Genomic DNA, 20,320 nt, shown 5'->3' on the forward strand with positions numbered 1-20,320 from the left:
CTATAATCGGCGCTCTTCGGACACCCTCTGGCAGACCCTGGTGGCCCTTGATTCCTGTCAGGCCGCCCCCAATTGCCGTGTGTCCATATAACAACCACGTGAAGCAAAGAGCGCCGCCATGACTACTACCAAACACGCCAAAGTCCTCATCCTCGGTTCCGGGCCAGCCGGCTACAGCGCCGCGGTGTACGCCGCCCGCGCCAACCTGAAGCCGATGCTGGTGACCGGCGTCGAACAGGGCGGCCAGCTGATGACCACCACCGACGTCGAGAACTGGCCGGGCGATCCGCTGGGCGTGCAAGGTCCGGAACTGATGCAGCGCCTGCTGCAGCATGCCGAGCGCTTCAACACCGAGATCGTGTTCGACCATATCCACACGACGTATTTGAACGAAAAGCCGATTCGCCTGGTCGGCGACAGCCATACCTTCACCTGCGACGCCCTGATCATCGCCACCGGCGCCTCGGCCCAGTACCTGGGCCTGCCGTCGGAACAGGCCTTCATGGGCCGCGGCGTGTCGGCCTGCGCCACCTGCGACGGCTTCTTCTACCGCAACCAGGAAGTCGCGGTCATCGGCGGCGGCAATACCGCGGTCGAGGAAGCCCTGTACCTGGCCGGCATCGCCTCGAAAGTCACCCTGATCCACCGCCGCGACAAGTTCCGCGCCGAGCCGATCCTGGTCGACCGCCTGATGCACAAAGTCAGCGAAGGCAAGATCGTGCTGGAGCTGAACCAGACCCTGGACGAAGTCCTGGGCGACCAGAGCGGCGTGACCTCGCTGCGCCTGAAGTCGGCGGTCGACGGCGCCACCAAGGAACTGAACGTGCACGGCCTGTTCGTGGCGATCGGCCACAAGCCGAACACCGGCATCTTCGAAGGCCAGCTCGAGATGCACAGCGGCGGCTACCTGGTGACCAAGTCGGGCCTGGAAGGCATGGCGACGGCGACCAGCGTGCCGGGCGTGTTCGCCGCGGGCGACGTGCAGGATCACATCTATCGCCAGGCGATCACCAGCTCGGGCACCGGCTGCATGGCCGCGCTCGATGCCCAGCGCTACCTGGAAGCGCTGGAGGACGATCCCAAATAAGCGACTTCAAGTAATCAACGCAACAAGAAGGTAGCAAAGCGATGGCGGGCATGAAGGATTTCGGCGAGCTGAAAGGCTTGCGCGACCGGCTCAAGGAAGAAGAGCGCGTGCGCGCCATCGAGCAGGCCGAGCGCGAGAAGCGCGAGCGCATCGCGCGCGAGCGGGCGGTCGAATTCCGCACCTCGATGGAAGGCGTGCACAAGCTGCCCGAATCCGACCGCTACGTGCACCGCCCGGTGTACGTGGCGCCCAGCGCCGCTCGGGCGCGTGCGCAACTCTCCCCCGAGGAAGAAACGGCGGACGTGCTGCGCGCCTCGATGTCGGATGAACTGTCGGACCTGTTCGACGTCGAGGGCATGCTCGACGAAGACCCGTCCATGAGCTATGCGCGCGACGGCGTCGGCCCCGACGTCGTGAAAAAGCTGCGCAAGCGCCACTGGCCGATCCAGGACGAGCTCGACCTGCACGGCCTGACCCGCGACGGCGCGCGCGACGCCCTCACCGATTTCCTGCACCGCGCCAACCGGCGCGGGGTGCGCTGCGTGCGCATCATCCACGGCATCGGCTACGGTTCGCCCAAGGGCGAGCCGGTGCTGCGCAGCATCGTGCACAGCTGGCTGGTGCAAAAAAACGAAGTCATCGCCTTCTGCGCCGCCGGCCGCACCGACGGCGGCCATGGCGCCCTGATCGCCCTGCTGCGCCCTGCCCTGCACGATTGATGTTGCGCCAGATAGACGCTGGCGACCGGGTCGTGTGACAATCAGCCGTTTCACAGTTGCAATTTGTCCAGAACTCGTCCGTTAATTGTAGAATGCCTCGACGCCGGACATGCCGGCCGATCGACAAAGGGGATGTGTATTGAAGGCAACGCAAGCAGTTCCAATGGAACATGGACGGCAGGTCGACCTGTCATCCTGTGCTGACGAGCCTATCCATATTCCCGGCTCGATCCAGCCGCACGGCGCGCTGCTGTTCTTCCAGGATGATGGTCAGCTCGAAGGCTGGAGCGGGAACGTTCCGGCCTTGCTCGGTGTCGTCCCCCAGTTGGGCTCGTCGTATGCCGCGCTGGCGCTGCCGCAGGCGGCGGTGGAAGCGATCGCCGACTGCATCGCCGCGCGCGACGACGAAGACGCCGCGCCGCTGGCCGCCGGCCTCACCATCGGCGACGCCGAATACGACTGCGTGGTGCATGCGCAGCATGGGCGCATCCTCGCCGAATTCGAGCTGCGCGAGACGTCGAGCGAGGAAGTGTCGCGCTTCGCCATCAAGGCGCACGGCCTGATCGACCGCCTGCGCCGCCAGAAGACCATCGACGCCCTGCTCGCATCCGCCGTCCAGCAGGTGCGCGAATTCACCGGTTTCGACCGCGTGATGGCCTACCGTTTCCGTGCCGACGACAGCGGCGACGTGGTGGCCGAGAGCCGGCGCGACGACCTGGTGCCGTATCTCGGCCAACGATACCCTGCCGGGGATATTCCCGCCCAGGCGCGCCGCCTGTACACGCTCAACACCCTGCGCGTGATCGCCGACATGGACTACAACGCGGTGCCGCTGCACGGCGCGCCGGGCGCCGCGCCGCTCGACATGAGTTTCGCGGTGCTGCGCAGCGTGTCGCCGGTGCACGTCGAGTACCTCAAGAACATGCATGTGCGCGCGTCGATGAGCGTGTCGATCGTGATCAACGGCCGCCTGTGGGGCCTGATCGCCTGCCATCACATGTCGCCCAAGCTGGTGCCCTATGCGGTGCGCATGGCGGCCGACGTGCTGGCCCAGGTGATGGCCTCGACCATCCACAGCATCGAAGCGCGCGAGGATGCGACGCTGGCCGAGCAGTCGGCCCGGGTGCGCACCGCCCTGGTCGAATCGCTGCTGCTCGACGACGATCCGCTCGACGCTCTGGGCCAGCACGCCGGCGCGCTGATGGCGGCGTCCGGATCGCAGGCGATGATCGCCACCCAGCACGGCAAGGTCGCCGCCTACGGCGAGCTGCCGGAGGAGCTGGCGCGGGCCATCGTCGATTCGCTGCCCGAGAACGAGCACGACCTGGTGGTGCGCGAAATGGTGGCCGATTGGGCGCCGGCGCTGCGGGAGCGGCTCGGCAAATGGGCCGGCATGCTGGCCCTGCCCTTCGATCCGCTGGGCCAGGGTTGGTGCATCATGCTGCGCGTCGAACAGATCGACACCGTGGCCTGGGGCGGCCGCCCCGACAAGATCGTGGCGCTCGGCCCGCTGGGCGAGCGCCTGACGCCGCGCGGCTCGTTCGACGCCTGGCACGAGACCGTGCGCGGCTGCGCCCATCCATGGGAGACGAACGTGCTGGCCAATGCGCGCCTGACACTGGCCGAACTGGTGCGCGCGGTGAACGCGCACCGCTCGCAGACCGAGGCCACGCGCGCGCAGCTGCTGGCCATGCTCGGCCACGACCTGCGCGACCCGCTCCATTCGATCAATATGGCCGGCATGGTGCTCGAACGCACCGGCTCGGCCGGCAGCGGCAACCAGCCCACGCTGGCCAAGCGCATCCAGTCGTCGACCAACCGCATGCAGCGCATGATCAGCCAGGTGCTGGACATGAGCCGCATCGACCGCGGCATGGGCCTGGGCGTGACGCTCGAACCGGTCGACCTCAAGGCCTTGCTGGTCGACCTGATGGACGAGGCGCGTCTGGCCTATCCATCGATCCCGCTCGACCTGATCTGCGACGACGCCGCGACGGTGAACGCCGACAGCAGCCGTCTGGCGCAGGTGCTGTCCAACCTGCTGAGCAATGCACGCCACCATGGCGAGCCGGGCAAACCGGTGACCGTCTGCCTGAAGGCGCACGACGGCGAAGCCTCGGTCGCGGTAAGCAACGCGGGTGCGCCGATCGCGCCGGAGACGGTGGCGACGCTGTTCAATCCCTTCAAGCGCGCCTCGCTGAACAATCCGCGCAACCGCACCGGCATGGGCCTGGGACTGTACATCGCGCAGCAGATCGTGCGCGAGCACAGCGGCGAGATCGCCTACCGCCACGAGGACGGGCGGGTGGTGTTCACCCTGCGCCTGCCGCTGGCCGGCGCCTGATCAGCGCCGGACCTCCTTGACCAGCGTCGGCAAGGTCCAGCCGCCACCAGCGGCGATGCCGCGGCACATGCCGGTCGTGCTTGACGCCGTGTGCACGAAGCGCCGCCCATCCCACACCCATTCGTCGTGGCCCCAGCAGTCGCCGATGCCGCGCCCCTTGTGCGCCGCGCCGATGACGCCCTTGTCGTAGTCGGTGCCCGATTGCGTCACCAGTTGCGGGGAGAACGGTGGCTTGCGATTGGCGACCCAGTAGCCGTGCCCTTCGTTGTAGGCGCCGCGCCAGCAGCGCGCCGAGACCAGCATCGTCGTCGACGTGAGCGGCGCGTAAGCGAACTTGCTCACGCCGGTGGCGATTGCCTCGAGGTCGCCACAGTCCTCATTGCCGGCGGTCTTGCGCAACGTCGCCAGCAGGATCCGTTCGTCTTCCTTGCCTGGCGGCGCCAGTTCGCCAGCCGGGACCGGCGCCGCCGTGACGACCGGCGCCGGCAGCGGCGGCAATACATCGCGTTCCGGCCTGCCGCCCTTGCGCATGGCCGCGCCCGGCGTGCCCAGACGCCCCTGGAATTCATCCATCTTGAGCAGGACCGCCGACGCGCCCTTGCCCGACAAGCTCCAGGTGCGTCCGCCCGCGCGCCAGGCGACCTTGCCGCTGCCAGCCACCGCGCGCAGCAGCGCCTCGGTCTGGGAGGCGCTCAGGCTGCCGATCGACTCGTCGCCTTTGAGCTCGACCGTGCCGAGCGCGCGGCCGTCGACCTGCATCGCCAGCGTCGCGGGCAGGTCGATGCCGTCATCGGCCTCGCCGAGCCGCAACCTGCCGACGAATGGCGCGCCCGGGCCGGACCTGCGTTCGAGCAGGACGGACAGCGGAGGATGGCGGCCGTCCTCCGCGTGGTAACCGGCGGCGCGGCAGGTGCGGGTATTGTCGCAGACGAGTTCCCAGTCGTGGTGCTGGAAGGACAGTTGCGGCAGGCCGGCCGCATGCAGCGGCATGGCGCAGTTGGCGGCGGCCAGGGCCGCCATCGGGATCAAGGCGAGGCGCATGCGCGAAGCGTCTTTCTGTCGTCGTTGGCAGGGGCGCAGATTTACCTTACGTAACTCTGCGGGCGCATGGTAGTCTAACAACACTTCCCGCTTCCTGCTGCTGCATGACCCTCATCAAGTTCATCGAAATCATGGCGATCCTGGTCGGCGCGTTTTCCGGCTTCATCGAGGCGCGACGCAAGCGCATGGACCTGGTCGGGGTATTCACGGTCGCCTTCATCACCGCTTTCGGCGGCGGCACCTTGCGCGACATCCTGCTCGACAAGCGTCCCCTGTTCTGGGTCACCCACCAGGAGTATGCGATCGCGATCTTCGTGCTGGCGCTGGTGGCCTCGCCGCTGATCCGCACGCTGCGCCAGATCGTGTCCGAACGCCTGATCGTGGTGGCCGACGCGGTGGGACTGGGACTGTTCTCGATCGCCGGGACCTCGGCGGCGCTGGCGGCCGAGATGCCGATCTTCATCGCCTCGATGATGGGCGTGATCACCGGGATCTTCGGCGGCGTGCTGCGCGACATCGTCTGCAACGAAGTGCCGATGGTGTTCCGCGACGGCAAACCGTATGCGATCTGCGCCTTCCTCGGCAACTGGCTGTTCCTGCTGATGGGTAAATACGGCGTGTCGCACGACTTCGCGCTGTGGTCGAGCTGCCTGTTCATCAGCGGGCTCAGGCTGCTGACGTGGAAGTTCGATATGCGGATGGGGCGTTGACGACACTGCCGCCCGGGTAGTTACGTGAGTTAATTCAGCTCAATCACTACCAATACCACAGTGCTATATTCGCGCTCTGCCAATGAGGAGGAGCGCGCGCCCCGTTCCGCACGGAAGAAACTCGTGCGACGAGCAAACAAAGGCTCGACACCGATCATGAGTCGCTCTTTCACCCTACGGCACCTCCATCGGATCTTGCTCGTCTTCATCAATCTGCTGTCCACGATTCCGGCTGTGGCAAGCGACATTCGCGAACCAGGAAGAGACACCAGCATCATCGGAGAGTGGGAAATAAAATCCGTGCTGGATTATGCGACTATCTCCGTCGGCGAAGATCAGGCAAGGTCCTTGATCGGCAAGGACCTGATTATCAGTAGGGAAAAGATCGAACTCGGCAGTCGGGTTTGCTCCGAATCGAGCTTCCTTGCCGAGAGCGTGGAAACGAATATCGAGCTCCGGGAAAATGCGCGTACAAACAACGATAGACTGCGCTTGCCCAATCCCGTTACCGTCGTGGAGCTGAGTTGCGCCTACGCCTACATCAGGAACAAGAACAGGATCGTCCTGGCCTGGAACGGTGTCTTCTTCGACGCCATTCGTAAAAAGTGGCCGGGACCAACTACCCTCCCCCGCCAACCCTCGACCGGCACCAGATAGACAAGCGACACCCTGCACCGCTTGTCCGTCCGCGGCCGACCAGCCAGCTTACACCGCGTCCGCGCCCGTCTCGCCGGTACGAATACGAATCACCTGCTCCACGTTCTGCACGAAAATCTTGCCGTCGCCGATCTTGCCGGTGCGCGCGGCCTTGATGATGGCGTCGACCACCTGCTCTGCCATCGGATCGTCCACCACCACCTCGATCTTCACCTTCGGCAGGAAGTCGACCACGTATTCGGCGCCGCGATACAGCTCGGTATGGCCCTTCTGGCGGCCGAAACCCTTCACTTCGGTCACGGTCAGGCCGGTCACGTTCACCTCGGCCAGCGCTTCGCGCACTTCGTCGAGCTTGAACGGCTTGATCACGCAGGTAATCTGTTTCATGGTGTTGGTCCTTTCAAATACCAGGGTTAATCGGGGATGTTCGCCAGGTCGTCCAGCCACACGGTGGCCTCGGAATCGGATGGCGCACGCCAGTCGCCGCGCGGCGACAGCGAGCCGCCGTTGCCGACCTTCGGTCCGTTCGGCACGCAGGAACGCTTGAACTGGCTGGTCTTGAAGAAGCGGAACAGGAATATCCCCAGGTTCCGCTTGATGGCGCCCAGGTCATACTGGTTGCGCGTGCCAAGTTCCTCGGGCCAGCGGCCGGTTTCCCTGTCCTGCCAAGCCGAATACGCCAGGAAGGCCGTCTTGCTCGGCTTGTACCCGTAGCGCAGCGTGTAGAACAGGTTGAAGTCCTGCAGCTCGTAGGGGCCGATCCGGTCCTGCGTGCTTTGCGCGGGCTTGTCGTCGTTGTCACCGCCCGGCACCAGCTCGGGGCTGATCTCGGTGTCGAGGATGTCGAGCAGCACCTGCGCCCGGTCGCCGACCACACTGCCGGTGTCGGCCACCCAGCGCACCAGGTAAGAGATCAGGGTCTTGGGCACGCTGGCGTTGACGTTGTAGTGCGACATATGGTCGCCCACGCCATAGGTGCACCAGCCCAGCGCCAACTCGGACAGGTCGCCGGTGCCGATCACGATTCCGTTGTGGAAGTTCGCCAGGCGGAACAGGTGATTGGTGCGCTCGCCCGCCTGCACGTTCTCGAAGGTGATGTCGTACTCCGCCTTGCCCTCCACATAAGGGTGGCCGAGGTCCTTCAGCATCTGGATGCAGCTCGGGCGGATGTCGATCTCTTGCGCGCTGCAGCCCACCGCCGCCATCAGGTCGCGCGCCTGCCTGAGCGTGCGGCCGCTTGTCGCGAAGCCCGGCATCGTATAGGCCAGGATGTTGGTGCGCGGCAGGCCGAGGCGGTCCATGGCTTTCGCGCACACCAGCAGCGCATGGGTCGAGTCCAGCCCGCCCGAGACGCCGATCACCACTTTCTGGATGCCGCTCGAGGACAGGCGCTGGATCAGGGCCTGCACCTGGATGTTGTAGACCTCCGTGCAGCGCTCGTCGCGCCGCGCGCGGTCGGCCGGCACGTAAGGGAAGCGCTCGATCGTGCGCGCCAACGGCAGGGTGCTCGCCAACGGAAGGTCGAGCTCGAAGCCAATGACGCGGAAGTTCGCGACCTCGGCGGCATGGCGCCGCACCGACTGGGCGAAGGTGGTCGCCTTCATGCGCTCGGTCGACAGGCGGTCCAGGTCCACGTCGGCATAGATGATGTGCGAATCGTCGGCGAAGCGCTCGGACTCGGCCAGCAGCTCGCCTTTCTCGTAGATCAGCGACTGGCCGTCCCAGGCCATGTCGGTGGTCGATTCGCCGCGCCCGGCCGAGGTGTACAGATAGGCCGCCATGCAGCGCGCCGACTGCTGGCCGACCAGCTGGTGACGGTAGCCGCTCTTGCCCACCACGACGTTCGAGGCCGACAGGTTGACCAGCACCGTGGCGCCGGCCATCGCCGCGAACGAGGATGGCGGCACCGGCACCCAGACGTCCTCGCAGATCTCGACGTGGAAGCGCAGCAGTGGCAGGTTGGCCACTTCGAACAGCAGGTTCGGGCCGAACGGCACCAGCGCGCCGAACAGGTCGATCTGGTCCACCGCCGCGCAATCCGCGGGGGTGAACTGCCGGGATTCGTAAAACTCGCCATAATTAGGCAAGAAACTCTTTGGCACCACGCCTTGCACCTTGCCATTGGCGACCACCACGCCGCAGTTGAACAGCATGTGGTTGACCCGCAGCGGCATGCCGATGACCATGGCCAGCGGCAGCGTCCTTGACTCCTCGACGATGGCCGCCAGGCCCTCGAGGCAGGCGCCCTGCAGCGCTTGCTGGTGGAACAGGTCGTCGCAGGTATAGGCGGACAGGCCGAGCTCGGGGAAGGCGACCAGCGCCGCCCCCTGGCTTGCTGCCTGGCGCGCGAGCAGGATGGTCTGCTCGGCGTTGTACGCCGGGTCGGCGATTTGCACGCGCGGGATGGCCACCGCGACGCGGGCGAAATGGTGCGAATAGAGATTGAAGAATGGGCTGTTCATAAAATGATCTTCGCAGTGAGACAGGTCGAGGCTGCATCAGTGCCTGTCGTCACTCACCTCGTCAATGGAAGCAATTTTGAATTATCGCACGCATATCGTTTCCGATCTGTCCGAAGTAGGCCAGGCCTCCTGGGACGCACTGGTCCAGGCCCAGGCCGCGCCGACGCCGTTTCTCTCCTACGCCTTCCTGCATGCGCTGCACGCCTCCGGCAGCGCCTCGCCCGAGACCGGCTGGCAGCCGCAATTCCTGCTGCTGTTCGACGAGCAGGATGCGCTGGCCGCCGCCCTGCCCCTGTACGTCAAGGGCCACTCGTATGGCGAATACGTGTTCGACTGGGCCTGGGCCGACGCTTATCAGCGCCATGGGCTCGACTATTACCCCAAGCTCCTGAGCGCGATCCCGTTCACGCCGGTGGCGGGCGCACGCCTGATGGCGCGCGATGCCGATGCGCGCGCGGCCCTGGTCGACGTGTTGTGCGCCACCCAGCAGGCGACCGAAGTCTCGTCGACCCATGTGCTGTTCCCTCCCGAGGATGAGGCGCAACAGTTGCGCGACGCCGGCTTCCTGCTGCGCAGCGGCGTGCAGTTCCATTGGCTCAACAGGGGCTACCGCAGCTTCGACGATTTTCTCGCCACCCTCGAGCAGAAGAAGCGCAAGAACATCCGCGCCGAGCGGCGCAAGGTGGCCGAAGCCGGCGTGACGCTGCGCCGGGTGCGCGGCGTCGACGCCACGCGCGAGGATTGGGTGCTGTTCAACCGCTGCTACCGCAACACCTACCGCGAACACCATTCGACGCCCTACCTCAACCTGGATTTCTTCCTGCGCATCGGGGAAACGATGCCCGACAATATCCTGCTCGTGATCGCGCAGAAGGAAGGCCGGGCGATCGCGGCCTCGCTGGTGATCCACGACGCGGACACGCTGTATGGACGCTACTGGGGCGCGCTCGAGCACGTGCCCTGCCTGCACTTCGAGACGGCCTACTATCAACCGCTGGAATTCTGCATCGAGCAGGGCATCGCCACCTTCGAGGGCGGCGCCCAGGGCGAGCACAAGATGGCGCGCGGCTTCCTGCCCACCCGCACCTGGTCGGCGCACTGGCTGGCGCATCCGTCGTTCGCGGATGCGGTCGAGCGCTTCCTGGAGCGCGAGGCGGGCGGGATCGACGACTACATGGATGAGCTGAACGAGCGTAATCCGTTCCGGGCGCGCTGACGAGCGAGCGCGCTGGCCGCGTGCGGCAAAGGTCCAATGGCGGCGCGCGCGCTGCCCGCCTAGAATCCAAAAGAACGCCTGGACCTGTCGAGGAGCTTCCAATGAACCTGCACGCCGCCGTCGCACCGCAAGCACCCGACCATGCCGCCGGCTACCAGCTGCGAGGCGGCTTCCCGACACCGGACACGATAGCGCGCGCCTACCTGGATGCCGACCTGAATCGCGCGGTCCAGGCCTACCGCTTCTTCTACCCGACGGTATCGGGCGCCGCGATCGTTCATGGGAACCGGGAGGTCGGCGTAGTCGACAATTGCGTCTTCGGCATCCTCGACGGCAAGCCCCGTCACGTCGGTTTCACCTATAACTCGGACACGCCCTATGCCCCCATCCTGCTCGACCTGCGCGAGGGGCCATTCGTGATCGAACTGGAGCCCGGGCCGCTGATCGTGGTGGCGATCGACGTCAATCAGCGCTGGGTCGCCGACATGGGGGTTCCCGGACCCGACGCCGGGAAAGGCGGACGACACCTGCTGCTGCCGCCGGAGTACCAGGGCGACATCCCTGAGGGCTACCACGTCTGGCGTTCGACCACGAACCGCCTGATCGTGGGGGTGCGGTCGCTGCCGGTCGGCGGCGACCTGGAAGCCGCGTTCGCGCGCATCCGCGCAATCAAGGTCCATCCCCTGCATCCACCAGCCGACTGGCGCGAGCCAAGCTGGCCGGACCAGACCGTACACCCCGAGGACACCACACCATTGAAGTGGGAAGACAATCTCGGCTTCTGGGAAGTGCTGCACCAGGTAATCGACGAGGAGCCTGCCTATCCAGGCTATTACGGCCACTACGGCGAACTGGCGGCGCTCGGGATCGCCAAGGGCCGGCCCTTCGCGCCGGACGCGCGCATGCGCGCGATCCTGGAACAGGCGGCCCGCATCGGCCACGTCCAGATGTGCGTGCAATCGTTCGCCGACCGCCGGCCCGATCGGATCGTCTGGCCCGATCGCCGCTGGGAATGGGTAGGATTGCGACCCGAGAGCGGCGACTTCGCCACCCCGTCCTATCCCGACCTCGACGCGCGCGAGGTGTGGTTCTACCAGGCGATCGGCGCCTCGCCCGCGATGTTCCGGCGCGCTGCGGGGAGCGGTTCGGTGTACTGGCTCGGCCTGCGCGACGGCGACGACGCCTACCTCGACGGCGCTCGCCGGTATCGGCTGCGAATCCCCCTGCCGGTGCCTGGCTCGCTGTTCTGGTCGGTGACGGTCTACGACGCGATCACCCGCAGCCAGGTCAGCACCGATCAGGGCAAGGCGGCATTGCGTTCCCTGTTCGAGCTCAAGGACCAGGACGGCGCAGCAATGGAATTGTTCTTCGGGCCAGCCGCCCCGGCCGGATCCGAGGACCGCTGGATCAAGACCATTCCTGAGCGTGGGTGGTTCGCCTATTTCCGGGTCTACGGCCCCGAGCCGGCGGCCTTTGACGGCAGTTGGAAGCCGGGTGACTTCGAGCGACTGGATTGAACGGGCGGCCTGGCTGCGGCGCGGAATCGAAAGGAACGGACATGAACCCCGATTTCAAAGGCGTGATCGAACTCGACGTGCGCGACTCCACGCCGGACTGGGAACCGTTCCTGGCCCGGCGCGCGCCGCAGGACGCGCCCAACGTGCTGGTCATCCTGTACGACGACACCGGCCTGGCGGCATGGGAGCCCTTCGGCGGGCGCATCGAGATGCCGACGCTCAAGCGCCTTGCCGACGCCGGGTTGACGTACTCGCAATGGCATACCACGGCGCTGTGTTCGCCGACGCGCTCGTGCTTCCTGACCGGACGCAACCACCACCAGAACGGCTTCGCCACGATTTCCGAGGCCGCCAGCGGCTTCCCCGGCTATAACTCGCACGTGCCGCCGGAGTGCGCCACCATGGCCACGGTGCTACGCGAAGCCGGCTGGAGCACCTTCTGGGTCGGCAAGAACCACAACGTGCCGGTCGACGAATGGACCATGGGCGCGTCCAAGAAGCGCTGGCCGCTGGCGATGGGCTATGACCGCTACTACGGCTTCATCGGCGGCGAAACCAACCAGTGGTATCCCGACCTGGCCGAGGACAACCACTACGTCGAGCCGCCGTACTCGCCGGAAGAAGGCTACCACCTGTCGAAGGACCTGGCCGACAAGGCGCTCGAATTCATCCGCGACTCGCGCCAGACCGAGCCGGACAAGCCCTGGTACCTGTGGTTCTGCCCGGGCGCCAACCACGCGCCGCACCACGCGCCCAGGGAATACATCGACAAGTACAAGGGCCGGTTCGACGACGGCTACGAAGCCTATCGCGAATGGGCGCTCGCGCGCATGATCGACAAGGGCATCCTGCCGCAGGGCACCGCACTCACGCCCCTCAACCCGATGCGCGAAGACACCTTCAGCCCGCTCGACGCGGTGCGCCCGTGGGATACGCTGAATACCGAGGAGAAGGCCTTGTTCAGCCGCATGGCCGAAGTGTACGCCGCCATGTCCGAGTACACCGACGTGCAGATCGGCCGCATCGTCGACTACCTCGAGGAATCGGGACAGCTCGACAATACCCTGGTCATGTATTGCGCGGACAACGGGGCCTCCGGCGAGGGATCGCCGAACGGCTCGATCAACGAGGGCAAGTTCGCCAACGGCTTCCCCGACGACATCGGCCAGAACCTGGCGATGCTGGACCAGCTGGGCACCCCGGCGACCTACAACCATTACCCGACCGGCTGGGCGGCGGCATTCTCGACCCCGTTCCGGATGTTCAAGCGCTACTCGTACCAGGGCGGCGTCGCCGATCCGCTCGTCATCTGCTGGCACAAGGGCATCAAGGCGCGCGGCGAGGTGCGTCACCAGTACCACCACTGTACCGACATCGTGCCGACCATCCTCGAATGCTGCGGCGTGGCGATGCCGGACACGGTCGACGGCGTGCCGCAGACGCCGCTGCCGGGCGTCTCGATGCGCTACTCCTTCGATGACGTCGATGCGCCCACGCACAAGGAAACCCAGTATTACGAGATGCTCGGCACCCGCGGCATCTGGCACCAGGGCTGGAAAGCGGTCACCGAACACGGTCCGTTCACCGACATCGGCAAGTTTGACCAGGATCGCTGGCAGCTGTTCCACACGGACGAAGACCGCTCCGAAGCGCACGACCTGGCCGACCAGCACCCGGAAAAAGTCGGGGAGATGGCCGCGCTCTGGATGAGCGAGGCGAAGAAATACCATGTGCTGCCGCTGTCCGACCTGGGCGTCATGGGCATCCTCAAGATGGAATTCAAGCCGCCCGTGCCGCCCAGCCGGCAGTATGCCTATTACCCGGGCACCAGCACCGTGCCGGAACATTCCGCCGCCAATACCCACGGCGTCTCGTTCAAGGTGCTGGCGGATGTCGAGTTCACCGCCGACAGCCAGGGCATCCTGTTCGCCCACGGCTCGCGCTTCGGCGGCCATGCGCTGTACGTCAAGAACGGTAAGCTCATCTATGTCTACAACTTCCTCGGCATCCCTCCCGAGCAGCGCCTGGTCGGCGATGCGCCCCGCTCCGGCAAGCACGTGGTCGGCGTCGAGTTCATCAAGGAGAGGATGGGCGAATACAAGGAATCGCATGGCCCGGCGCGCCTGTACGTCGACGAACGGATCGTGGCCGAAGCGCAGATCCGCACGATGACGGGCCACTTTGCCATCACCGGCGAGGGCCTGTGCATCGGCTACGATTCGGGCGACGGCGTGTCGAACGATTACCGGCCCAAGTTCGCATTCTCGGGCGGCAAGATCAACAAGGTCGTGTTCGACGTCGGCGCCGACCTGTACGTCGACGTCGAGACGCACCTGGCCGCCGCCATGGCGCGCGATTGATCCCGTTCGCCGGACCGGGAAGCCCGGCTTAGCGCTGCTTGCTGGTGACGTTGATGAAGTCCGACTTGCGGATCATTCCGTGCACGCCCTTGGTGCCGTCGACGACCTGGCTCACCTGGAAGTCCGAGGCGGCGCTCAGGTAGGCGAAGGCGGTGGCGCGGTCCATGCCCAGCACCTCGGTCAGGAAGCGGATCGATTCGCGCACCGCGTCCTTCATCGCTTCGTCGAGGTCGGGATTCAGGCCGATGGTCACCCAGTGGTCCGGCGTCTCGCCCATCGGACGGGTCAGGCTGCCCGAGCTCGACGGAATGTCGGCGTCGCCCTTCTTGAGCAGGGTGATGCGGAAGGTCGGACGCAGCGAGTGCTCGAGCGCGGTCAGCGCGACTTCGCCGTCGCCCTGCACCATGTGCGGGTCGCCCGTATAGAAATTGGCGCCCTTGACCAGCACCGGGAAGTACACGGTGGTGCCGACGCCCAGGTCATTGATGTCCATATTGCCGCCGTGCAGACCCGGCGGAACCGAATGCACCTTGGCGGTGGTCGCCGCGGCCACGCCCATCGTGCCCATGAACGGCGCGGTCGGGAACGTTACCTCGGTGCCGTCCTTCGTCTTCATCACGCCCTCCCATTTGCCGTCCTTGTCGCGGCGGATCGGGGTGAACACCGACACGTTGTGGTACGCGGACGGGTTGGCCGCCGAGGCGTTCGCCAGCGGCTTCGGGGTTTCGGGGAACTCGCCCGGCAGCGCGCCCTTGCCGTGGCGGTTCGACACGACGCCATATGGCACGCGCGGCACCGCCGACAGCAGTTCCACCTTCAGCACGTCGCCCGGTTCGGCGCCCTGGATCTCGACCGGTCCGGTCACGATGTGCGGGCCGTCCTTGTAGAAATCATGGGCCATGTTCGAGCCGGTGATGGCGACCGCGTCCTTGAGCACCAGATTCGCCGGGATGCCCTTGCTGCCGAAATACTTGACCGGATCGCGGCCCTGGTCTTCCACCAGGCCTTCGTGCGACAGCGTGTCGAACACGATCGTGGCGCCCGATGGAATCGACAGCACCGGCTTGGTCGCCGCATTCGGCAGATAGCCCCACTGGATCGTTTCCACGGTCGACGGCACGTAATAGACCTCATGCTGCGTGCCGGGCAGGACGATGCGGCCGGGCTTGTCGGCCAGCGGTTGCAAGGGGAAGCCCGCATCGGCCGCTTGTGCGGATGCGGCAAGCGGGGCCATGCCTGCGATGGCGAGTGCGGTCAGGAGGAAGGTGGCGCGAAACTTCATGGTGGCTCCAATGTAGAACTGTTTAGCAAGAACCTGCTAAACAGCAACAATCATGCCAAACCATTACAGAGCTTTCTTGCGAAAAAACGCACTATGGCAGTGCACTACCTGTGTCATCAAACGGCGAAGTATTCCAATACGATGCACATTCGTCTATACAAATACGTCGGGGTTGCGATAAATGATACCGATGAAAAAAAGCTGGTCCGCGGTACGGATCCAGCTTTTCATTCATGCCGCCGACGATCTGGCGGCAGTCGAGCTTAGTTCCAGCCTCCAGCATTGCTGCGGAAATTTTCCTGGAACGGCTTGCCGGCCTCAGCCTGCTTGCGAATGATGCTCCTGGCGCGGCTGCCGGCGGCAGCGACGAGGGCATGGACGATCTTCTTCACGTGCGACTCCTTGATTGCACCACCGACAACGGCGGCGCCTACGATAACGATTGCTATGCAAGGGTTATATAGGCGACCCGGACGAACTTCCAATTCCGAGTAGCAATATCAGACATCAGCTCCGTGAATGTTAATCGAGCTGCCTCTGTAGCCAGCTATGGATCCCATCGAGGGAACGGAATTCGGACACCGAGCGGCAGGCGATGTGCGGGTGGCGCGCTTGCAACATGCGCGCCAGCGCGGCGCCCGGCCCCAGTTCGAGCGCGACCGTCACGCCCGCCTCCTGGCAGGCATCCATGCAGTCCTTCCAACGGATCGGCTCGGCGATCTGGCGAGGCAGCTCACGCTTGGCCTTCTGCGCATCGGTGACCGGCTCGGCCGAGATGCCGGACAGGACCGGGAAGGCCGGCGCCGCCCAGCGCTGCCTCTCCAGCAGCGCCGCGAACGGCGCCACGGCGCCCTGCAGCAACGGCGTGTGCGAGGCCACGGCCACCGGCAGCACGGTGGCGCGCCCGCCGGCCGCCAGTGCAGCCCCCGCCAGCGCCTCGCCCAGGGCGGCGGGGCCGCCGGCCACCAGCGCATCGTCACCGGTCACGATCGCGGGATAAAAGCCGAAACGGGCCAGCAGGTCCTCGACGCTCCCATCCGGCATGCCGGACAGCGCAACCATCGCCTGCGCCGCCCCGCCTTCCAGGCAGGCGTCCATCACGCGCGCGCGTTCGATCGCCAGCGTCACCGCCTCAATCGGATCGAGCGCGCCGGCGACGCCATAGGCCGACAATTCGCCGATGCTGTAGCCGGCCACCAGCACCGGTTCCGGCAGCCGGGCGCGCAAGGCGGTCCACATCGCCAGGGTCGCCGCGACGATGGACGGCTGCGCGACGCGGTTGGTAAACCGTTCTTCGCTCTCCACCGAAGCGCGCAGCAGCGGCGCCAGCCGCGGGTCGCCGAACCATGCGTCCAGCAGGCGGCTGGCGCCAGGGTCCAGGCGCGCCAGCTCGAACATGCCGGCATGCTGGGCGCCCTGCCCCGGGCACAGGATGGCGAGCCGTCCCGCCATGCTAGTTCACCGTCACGGCCTGCAGCAGGCAGGCGGCGCCCAGCAGGTCGGCCGCGCCGCCCGGCGACAGGCGACTGGCGACGAAGGCGCGGTGACAGGCCAGCGCCCGCGCTTCCCAGTCGCGGCTCGCCGTGCCGCCGCATGCGACGAAGGCGCGCGCCCGGCGCCGCACGCTCAGGGCGCCTTCGATCCCGCCGCGGTGATAGACATTGGTGTCGCTGATATGGGCCATCAGGGCGAACAGCGCATCGATGCGCGCCGCGCGCATGCCGCGGCCCTCGGCCAGGGTGCGGCGCAGCGCCGGCAGGCCGACGGCGAACACCGAGGGAAAGCCGCGCGCGCCCTCCTCGCGCGCGCCGCTGGCGGCGTAGGCCAGCCGCGCCTGGGCGCCGTTCGAGGCGGCGCCGGCGTCGATGCTGTGGGCGCCGAGCTCACGGCCCCAGCATTGCAGCAGCATGGCCTGCACCGCGCCCGCCGTCAGCGGGACGCCGCGCGCGCGGCAGCGCCCGATCGCGGCGCACAGCATGCCGAGGCAGAAGATGGCGCCGCGGTGGGTGTTGATGCCGGCGGTGGCGCGCAGCATGCGCGCTTCGGCGTCGATGCCGAGCCGCTTGAGCGCGTGGAACGGCGCGTCATCCACGCCGGCCTGGGTGATGTCCAGAAAATACCGCCGCAGCGCGAACATGCTGCGCATGAAGGTCGCGGCCGTCATGTCGGCGTGGCTGCCGTTGTCGACGAGAGAGACCAGGCCTGGTTTCGGATACAGGACCAGTTCGGCGTACAGGCTGCGCACGGCCAGGCGCGCCAGGCCTTGGGCAAAGGTGCGCGCGCCGGCGGCAACCGGCAGGCGCGGCGTCGGCGTGGGGTGCAGGGCGATCAGTTCGGGCACGTCTCTTCCTCCAGCGTCACGATCAGTTCTTCGGGCAGCACCAGCGCGATCCGGTGCAGTCCCTTGGTCAGCACGCGCGTGCCCGGGGCGCCGGCAAACGCCGCGCGCAGCTCCTTCCAGGCCACCGCGCGGCCGTCGGGAAACACCACTTCGCCGTCGAGCGGCAGGATGCCCGCGTGCCAGGCCAGCAGGTCCAGCCCCTTCATCAGCTGGCGCCGGCTGGTGGGCTGCAGCAGCACGTCGATGTCGGAATGCGGCGTCAGGTAGTACTGGCCAGTCAGCGCCGCCAGCGCCACCGAGCCATACACCGCCAGGCCCACGCCGGCGTCCGCGGCCTGGCTTTCGAGCAGGGCCAGGCTGTCGCGCCACTGCTCCGGCACCGCATCCAGGGCCGCGACCAGCGGCAAGGCGCGCGTGCGGCGCTTGACGTCGGACAGCTCGACCCGGCAGCCGAACTTCAGCTTGCCGCCCTCCTCGAGCCGCGGCGGCAGCGGAAAGCCGATCGCCACCTCGTTCGCCGCCATCCCGGCCTCGGCGCGCCGCACCACGGCCGGCCAGCCGCCGTCGCGCCAGCGGTCGAGCGCGGCCAGCGCCGCCTCCGGCGCGCCGGCGCGCACGCGCTGCCAGCCGCGGGGCGTCAGCCACACCAGGTCATGCCGCGCGAACATGGCCGCCACTCCTGACCGCCTCGGCCACCGGCTGCGCCATCAGGCGTCCGCCGCGCTCGCGTCCCAGCGCCATGCGCCGGTCTTCGTCCGTGGCGTCGCGCAGCGCGCGCACCAGCTGCGCGGCGAGATCGTCTTCCCAGATGCCGTGCAGGCCGCCCATGCGCAGGTAGTTTTCGGGGCCCGGCGCGAACACCGGATTGTCCCTGGCCAGCTCGGTCAGGCGTTCTTCTGGCACCTTGGTGATACGCGCCATCGCCGGCAGGCCCATCACGCGGATGGTCGACTGCGGCAGCGCATAGCAGGCGCTCGCGATCAGGCCGCTGGTGATGAAACCGCCCGACAGCGCCTGGTCGTACACCAGGCCGATCACGGTATGGCCCTGGCGGCGCGCCAGGTCGACGCACTTGCCCAGGTGGGCCATGTAGCTGTTAATGCCCAACATCTCGTCGCGATGGCGCAGGCGCTGGCCCTGCGTGTCGACCAGGATCAGGATCGGCCGTCCCGGATGCTCCTTCACGGTCTGGAGGATGGCCTGCGCCTGGGCCAGCGCGATCTCGATGCCGATCGGCGTGTGGCCAGTGGTGCCGATCACGGCGACCGGCTGGCCGTCGACCTGCGCCGTGCCCGATAAAAAGTTGTCGCGTTCGACGATCTCATGACCGCCCGGGAAAAGCTGGGTTGTAAGTAGTTGCCAATCCATCGTCAGTCTCCGCTTGTGGCGCGATATTGCGCCGCCATGTCGAGGAAGGCCTCGGCTTCCAGCATCGGCACCTTGGCGGGTTCCGGCACGCCGAGCCGCCGCCACACTTCCATCGGTTCTTTCAGCCCGTCGGCATCGCGCAGGCGCCGCGCCAGCATGGCCTGCTCGGCCAGCAGGCCTTCGAGGGTCAGGCGCACTTCGCCGCCACGCAGCTCGTCGATCGCCGCGATGGCGGCCTTGCGGAAGGCGCTTGAATCGTCCGCAACCAGCACCTGGCAATCGCCCAGCAGGTAGCGGTGCTTGCCGCCCGTGGTGCGCCAGACCAGCGCGCGGTCGCGCGAATCGAATTCCTCAACGCCGTTGGCGGTCTCGATCACCTCGGGGCCGGACATCGCCAGCCGCCCTTCCTCGGACATGATGACGGTGTTGGCGCAGCGCGCCGCGATGCCCATGCCGCCGAAGCAGCCGTTGGCGCCGCCCACCACCGCCACCACCGGGATGCCGGCCGCGCGCACATCCAGCATGGCGCGCATCACTTCCGACACCGCGATCAGGCCGGCATTGGCCTCGTGCAGGCGCACCCCGCCCGATTCCAGCAGCAGCAGCACGGCGTGCGCATGCTCGTCGATCGCGCGGCGCAGCATGCCCACCAGCTTGGCGCCGTGGACCTCGCCCACCGCGCCGCCCATGAAGCCGCCCTCTTGCGCGGCCCCGAACACCAGCTTGCCATCGAGCTTGCCGCGGCCGACGACGACGCCGTCGTCGAACGACACCGGCGCATCGAGCTGGGCCAGGTGCGGACTCGCCACCCGTTCGCCCGGCGGCAGGAATTCCTCGAAGCTGCCGGCGTCGAAGACCGCCGGAATGCGCTGGCGCGCCGTCAATTCCTGGTAGCTGCTCATGCTGCGCCTCCGGTCAGGGATTCCACCGCCTGGTCGAGCCGCAGGCTGACCACGGCCGGCGTGGCGCCCATGTCATTGATGCTGATGCGCGCGTCGGCGAGACTCCAGCGATCGTGAAAATCGGCCATCACGGCCTGCCAGGTGGCGCCGAAGCCGACGGCCGCGGTGCGCACCTCGATCTCGCACGCGCCCTGCAAGGGCGACGGCTCGATCAGTACCTCGAGATTGCCCGAGCCGACCACGCCCACCAGCTGCGGCATGCCGGCCAGGGAACGCCGGCCCTGCTCGAAACGGTATTTCAACGTTTCCATGCT

At 66.8% G+C, this 20,320-nt stretch carries 19 protein-coding genes; 8 read left to right on the plus strand and 11 right to left on the minus strand.

What is annotated here, in order from left to right; translation table 11 throughout:
• Nucleotides 1–118 precede the first annotated feature (118 nt).
• From trxB to LO55_RS23490, 3 genes are all read left to right on the plus strand, one after another.
• Nucleotides 119–1,087 (plus strand): thioredoxin-disulfide reductase, encoded by a 969-nt coding sequence (trxB, locus tag LO55_RS23480; RefSeq protein ID WP_005669574.1) that lies wholly within the window; start codon nucleotides 119–121, stop codon nucleotides 1,085–1,087.
• 41 nt (nucleotides 1,088–1,128) lie between these two features.
• Nucleotides 1,129–1,806: a Smr/MutS family protein gene (locus LO55_RS23485; RefSeq protein WP_005669573.1), complete on the plus strand. Its 678-nt coding sequence runs from the start codon at nucleotides 1,129–1,131 to the stop codon at nucleotides 1,804–1,806.
• A 163-nt stretch (nucleotides 1,807–1,969) separates the two neighbouring features.
• Nucleotides 1,970–4,150, plus strand: coding sequence for an ATP-binding protein (locus LO55_RS23490; protein WP_071363316.1), 2,181 nt, complete (start codon nucleotides 1,970–1,972; stop codon nucleotides 4,148–4,150).
• On the opposite strand, the gene LO55_RS23495 is transcribed toward LO55_RS23490, so the two are convergent.
• Entirely contained in the window at nucleotides 4,151–5,191 is a 1,041-nt protein-coding gene (locus LO55_RS23495; protein ID WP_071363317.1) for a DUF1176 domain-containing protein, read from the minus strand.
• 104 nt (nucleotides 5,192–5,295) lie between these two features.
• Here LO55_RS23495 and LO55_RS23500 point away from each other — a divergent pair, with 104 nt between their 5' ends.
• Together LO55_RS23500 and LO55_RS23505 are read left to right on the plus strand one after the other, a co-directional pair.
• Nucleotides 5,296–5,901, plus strand: coding sequence for a trimeric intracellular cation channel family protein (locus LO55_RS23500; protein WP_005669569.1), 606 nt, complete (start codon nucleotides 5,296–5,298; stop codon nucleotides 5,899–5,901).
• 195 nt (nucleotides 5,902–6,096) lie between these two features.
• Nucleotides 6,097–6,558: a hypothetical protein gene (locus tag LO55_RS23505; RefSeq protein WP_143054610.1), complete on the plus strand. Its 462-nt coding sequence runs from the start codon at nucleotides 6,097–6,099 to the stop codon at nucleotides 6,556–6,558.
• Nucleotides 6,559–6,606: 48 nt separating this feature from the next.
• On the opposite strand, the gene LO55_RS23510 is transcribed toward LO55_RS23505, so the two are convergent.
• Complete coding sequence (locus LO55_RS23510; RefSeq protein ID WP_005669566.1) at nucleotides 6,607–6,945, minus strand: P-II family nitrogen regulator; 339 nt, start codon at nucleotides 6,943–6,945, stop codon at nucleotides 6,607–6,609.
• 26 nt (nucleotides 6,946–6,971) lie between these two features.
• Nucleotides 6,972–9,020 (minus strand): NAD(+) synthase, encoded by a 2,049-nt coding sequence (locus LO55_RS23515; RefSeq protein ID WP_071363318.1) that lies wholly within the window; start codon nucleotides 9,018–9,020, stop codon nucleotides 6,972–6,974.
• 64 nt (nucleotides 9,021–9,084) lie between these two features.
• On the opposite strand from LO55_RS23515, the gene LO55_RS23520 reads away from it, so the two are divergent.
• The 3 genes from LO55_RS23520 (at nucleotide 9,085) to LO55_RS23530 (ending at nucleotide 14,113) form a co-directional block, all read left to right on the plus strand.
• A complete protein-coding gene (locus tag LO55_RS23520; RefSeq protein WP_071363319.1) occupies nucleotides 9,085–10,236 on the plus strand; it encodes a GNAT family N-acetyltransferase in 1,152 nt (383 codons plus the stop codon).
• Nucleotides 10,237–10,337: 101 nt separating this feature from the next.
• Nucleotides 10,338–11,753: a DUF1254 domain-containing protein gene (locus LO55_RS23525; protein ID WP_071363320.1), complete on the plus strand. Its 1,416-nt coding sequence runs from the start codon at nucleotides 10,338–10,340 to the stop codon at nucleotides 11,751–11,753.
• Between the two features lie 41 nt (nucleotides 11,754–11,794).
• The gene (locus LO55_RS23530; RefSeq protein WP_071363321.1) at nucleotides 11,795–14,113 is read left to right on the plus strand and encodes an arylsulfatase; all 2,319 of its coding nucleotides are present in this window, start codon (nucleotides 11,795–11,797) and stop codon (nucleotides 14,111–14,113) included.
• Between the two features lie 28 nt (nucleotides 14,114–14,141).
• Here the strand turns inward: LO55_RS23530 and LO55_RS23535 are convergent, their stop codons facing one another.
• From LO55_RS23535 to mdcC, 8 genes are all read right to left on the minus strand, one after another.
• Nucleotides 14,142–15,395 carry an acetamidase/formamidase family protein gene (locus tag LO55_RS23535; RefSeq protein ID WP_071363322.1) on the minus strand — a complete coding sequence of 418 codons (1,254 nt, stop codon included), beginning with the start codon at nucleotides 15,393–15,395 and terminating at the stop codon, nucleotides 14,142–14,144.
• A 263-nt stretch (nucleotides 15,396–15,658) separates the two neighbouring features.
• Complete coding sequence (locus LO55_RS27215; protein ID WP_267871922.1) at nucleotides 15,659–15,787, minus strand: hypothetical protein; 129 nt, start codon at nucleotides 15,785–15,787, stop codon at nucleotides 15,659–15,661.
• Between the two features lie 130 nt (nucleotides 15,788–15,917).
• Nucleotides 15,918–16,847 carry an ACP S-malonyltransferase gene (locus LO55_RS23540; protein WP_071363323.1) on the minus strand — a complete coding sequence of 310 codons (930 nt, stop codon included), beginning with the start codon at nucleotides 16,845–16,847 and terminating at the stop codon, nucleotides 15,918–15,920.
• Nucleotide 16,848: 1 nt separating this feature from the next.
• Nucleotides 16,849–17,736, minus strand: a complete 888-nt coding sequence (gene mdcB, locus LO55_RS23545) for a triphosphoribosyl-dephospho-CoA synthase MdcB (protein WP_071363324.1) — start codon at nucleotides 17,734–17,736, stop codon at nucleotides 16,849–16,851.
• The gene (mdcG, locus tag LO55_RS23550; RefSeq protein ID WP_071363325.1) at nucleotides 17,724–18,404 is read right to left on the minus strand and encodes a malonate decarboxylase holo-[acyl-carrier-protein] synthase; all 681 of its coding nucleotides are present in this window, start codon (nucleotides 18,402–18,404) and stop codon (nucleotides 17,724–17,726) included. The genes mdcB and mdcG overlap by 13 nt, the downstream gene beginning before the upstream one ends.
• The gene (mdcE, locus tag LO55_RS23555) at nucleotides 18,388–19,104 is read right to left on the minus strand and encodes a biotin-independent malonate decarboxylase subunit gamma (protein WP_071363326.1); all 717 of its coding nucleotides are present in this window, start codon (nucleotides 19,102–19,104) and stop codon (nucleotides 18,388–18,390) included. Before mdcE ends, mdcG begins: the two co-directional genes overlap by 17 nt.
• Before the next feature lie 2 nt (nucleotides 19,105–19,106).
• Nucleotides 19,107–20,006 (minus strand): biotin-independent malonate decarboxylase subunit beta, encoded by a 900-nt coding sequence (locus LO55_RS23560; RefSeq protein WP_071363327.1) that lies wholly within the window; start codon nucleotides 20,004–20,006, stop codon nucleotides 19,107–19,109.
• Nucleotides 20,003–20,317: a malonate decarboxylase acyl carrier protein gene (gene mdcC, locus LO55_RS23565; protein WP_071363328.1), complete on the minus strand. Its 315-nt coding sequence runs from the start codon at nucleotides 20,315–20,317 to the stop codon at nucleotides 20,003–20,005. Before mdcC ends, LO55_RS23560 begins: the two co-directional genes overlap by 4 nt.
• Nucleotides 20,318–20,320 lie beyond the last annotated feature (3 nt).

It is taken from the genome of Massilia timonae (genome assembly GCF_001866515.1).
Taxonomy (GTDB): Bacteria; Pseudomonadota; Gammaproteobacteria; order Burkholderiales; family Burkholderiaceae_D; genus Telluria; species Telluria timonae.

Bases quoted from the DNA above. Each gene is read 5' to 3' on its own strand.
- LO55_RS23490 (WP_071363316.1), top strand. From the start codon at position 1,970: ATGGAACATGGACGGCAGGTCGACCTGTCATCCTGTGCTGACGAGCCT.
- trxB (WP_005669574.1), top strand. From the start codon at position 119: ATGACTACTACCAAACACGCCAAAGTCCTCATCCTCGGTTCCGGGCCA.
- LO55_RS23515 (WP_071363318.1), bottom strand. From the start codon at position 9,020: ATGAACAGCCCATTCTTCAATCTCTATTCGCACCATTTCGCCCGCGTC.
- LO55_RS23560 (WP_071363327.1), bottom strand. From the start codon at position 20,006: ATGAGCAGCTACCAGGAATTGACGGCGCGCCAGCGCATTCCGGCGGTC.
- LO55_RS23535 (WP_071363322.1), bottom strand. From the start codon at position 15,395: ATGAAGTTTCGCGCCACCTTCCTCCTGACCGCACTCGCCATCGCAGGC.
- LO55_RS23540 (WP_071363323.1), bottom strand. From the start codon at position 16,847: ATGGCGGGACGGCTCGCCATCCTGTGCCCGGGGCAGGGCGCCCAGCAT.
- mdcE (WP_071363326.1), bottom strand. From the start codon at position 19,104: ATGGATTGGCAACTACTTACAACCCAGCTTTTCCCGGGCGGTCATGAG.
- LO55_RS23500 (WP_005669569.1), top strand. From the start codon at position 5,296: ATGACCCTCATCAAGTTCATCGAAATCATGGCGATCCTGGTCGGCGCG.
- mdcC (WP_071363328.1), bottom strand. From the start codon at position 20,317: ATGGAAACGTTGAAATACCGTTTCGAGCAGGGCCGGCGTTCCCTGGCC.
- LO55_RS23520 (WP_071363319.1), top strand. From the start codon at position 9,085: ATGGAAGCAATTTTGAATTATCGCACGCATATCGTTTCCGATCTGTCC.
- LO55_RS23525 (WP_071363320.1), top strand. From the start codon at position 10,338: ATGAACCTGCACGCCGCCGTCGCACCGCAAGCACCCGACCATGCCGCC.
- mdcG (WP_071363325.1), bottom strand. From the start codon at position 18,404: ATGTTCGCGCGGCATGACCTGGTGTGGCTGACGCCCCGCGGCTGGCAG.
- LO55_RS23495 (WP_071363317.1), bottom strand. From the start codon at position 5,191: ATGCGCCTCGCCTTGATCCCGATGGCGGCCCTGGCCGCCGCCAACTGC.
- LO55_RS23485 (WP_005669573.1), top strand. From the start codon at position 1,129: ATGGCGGGCATGAAGGATTTCGGCGAGCTGAAAGGCTTGCGCGACCGG.
- LO55_RS23510 (WP_005669566.1), bottom strand. From the start codon at position 6,945: ATGAAACAGATTACCTGCGTGATCAAGCCGTTCAAGCTCGACGAAGTG.
- LO55_RS23530 (WP_071363321.1), top strand. From the start codon at position 11,795: ATGAACCCCGATTTCAAAGGCGTGATCGAACTCGACGTGCGCGACTCC.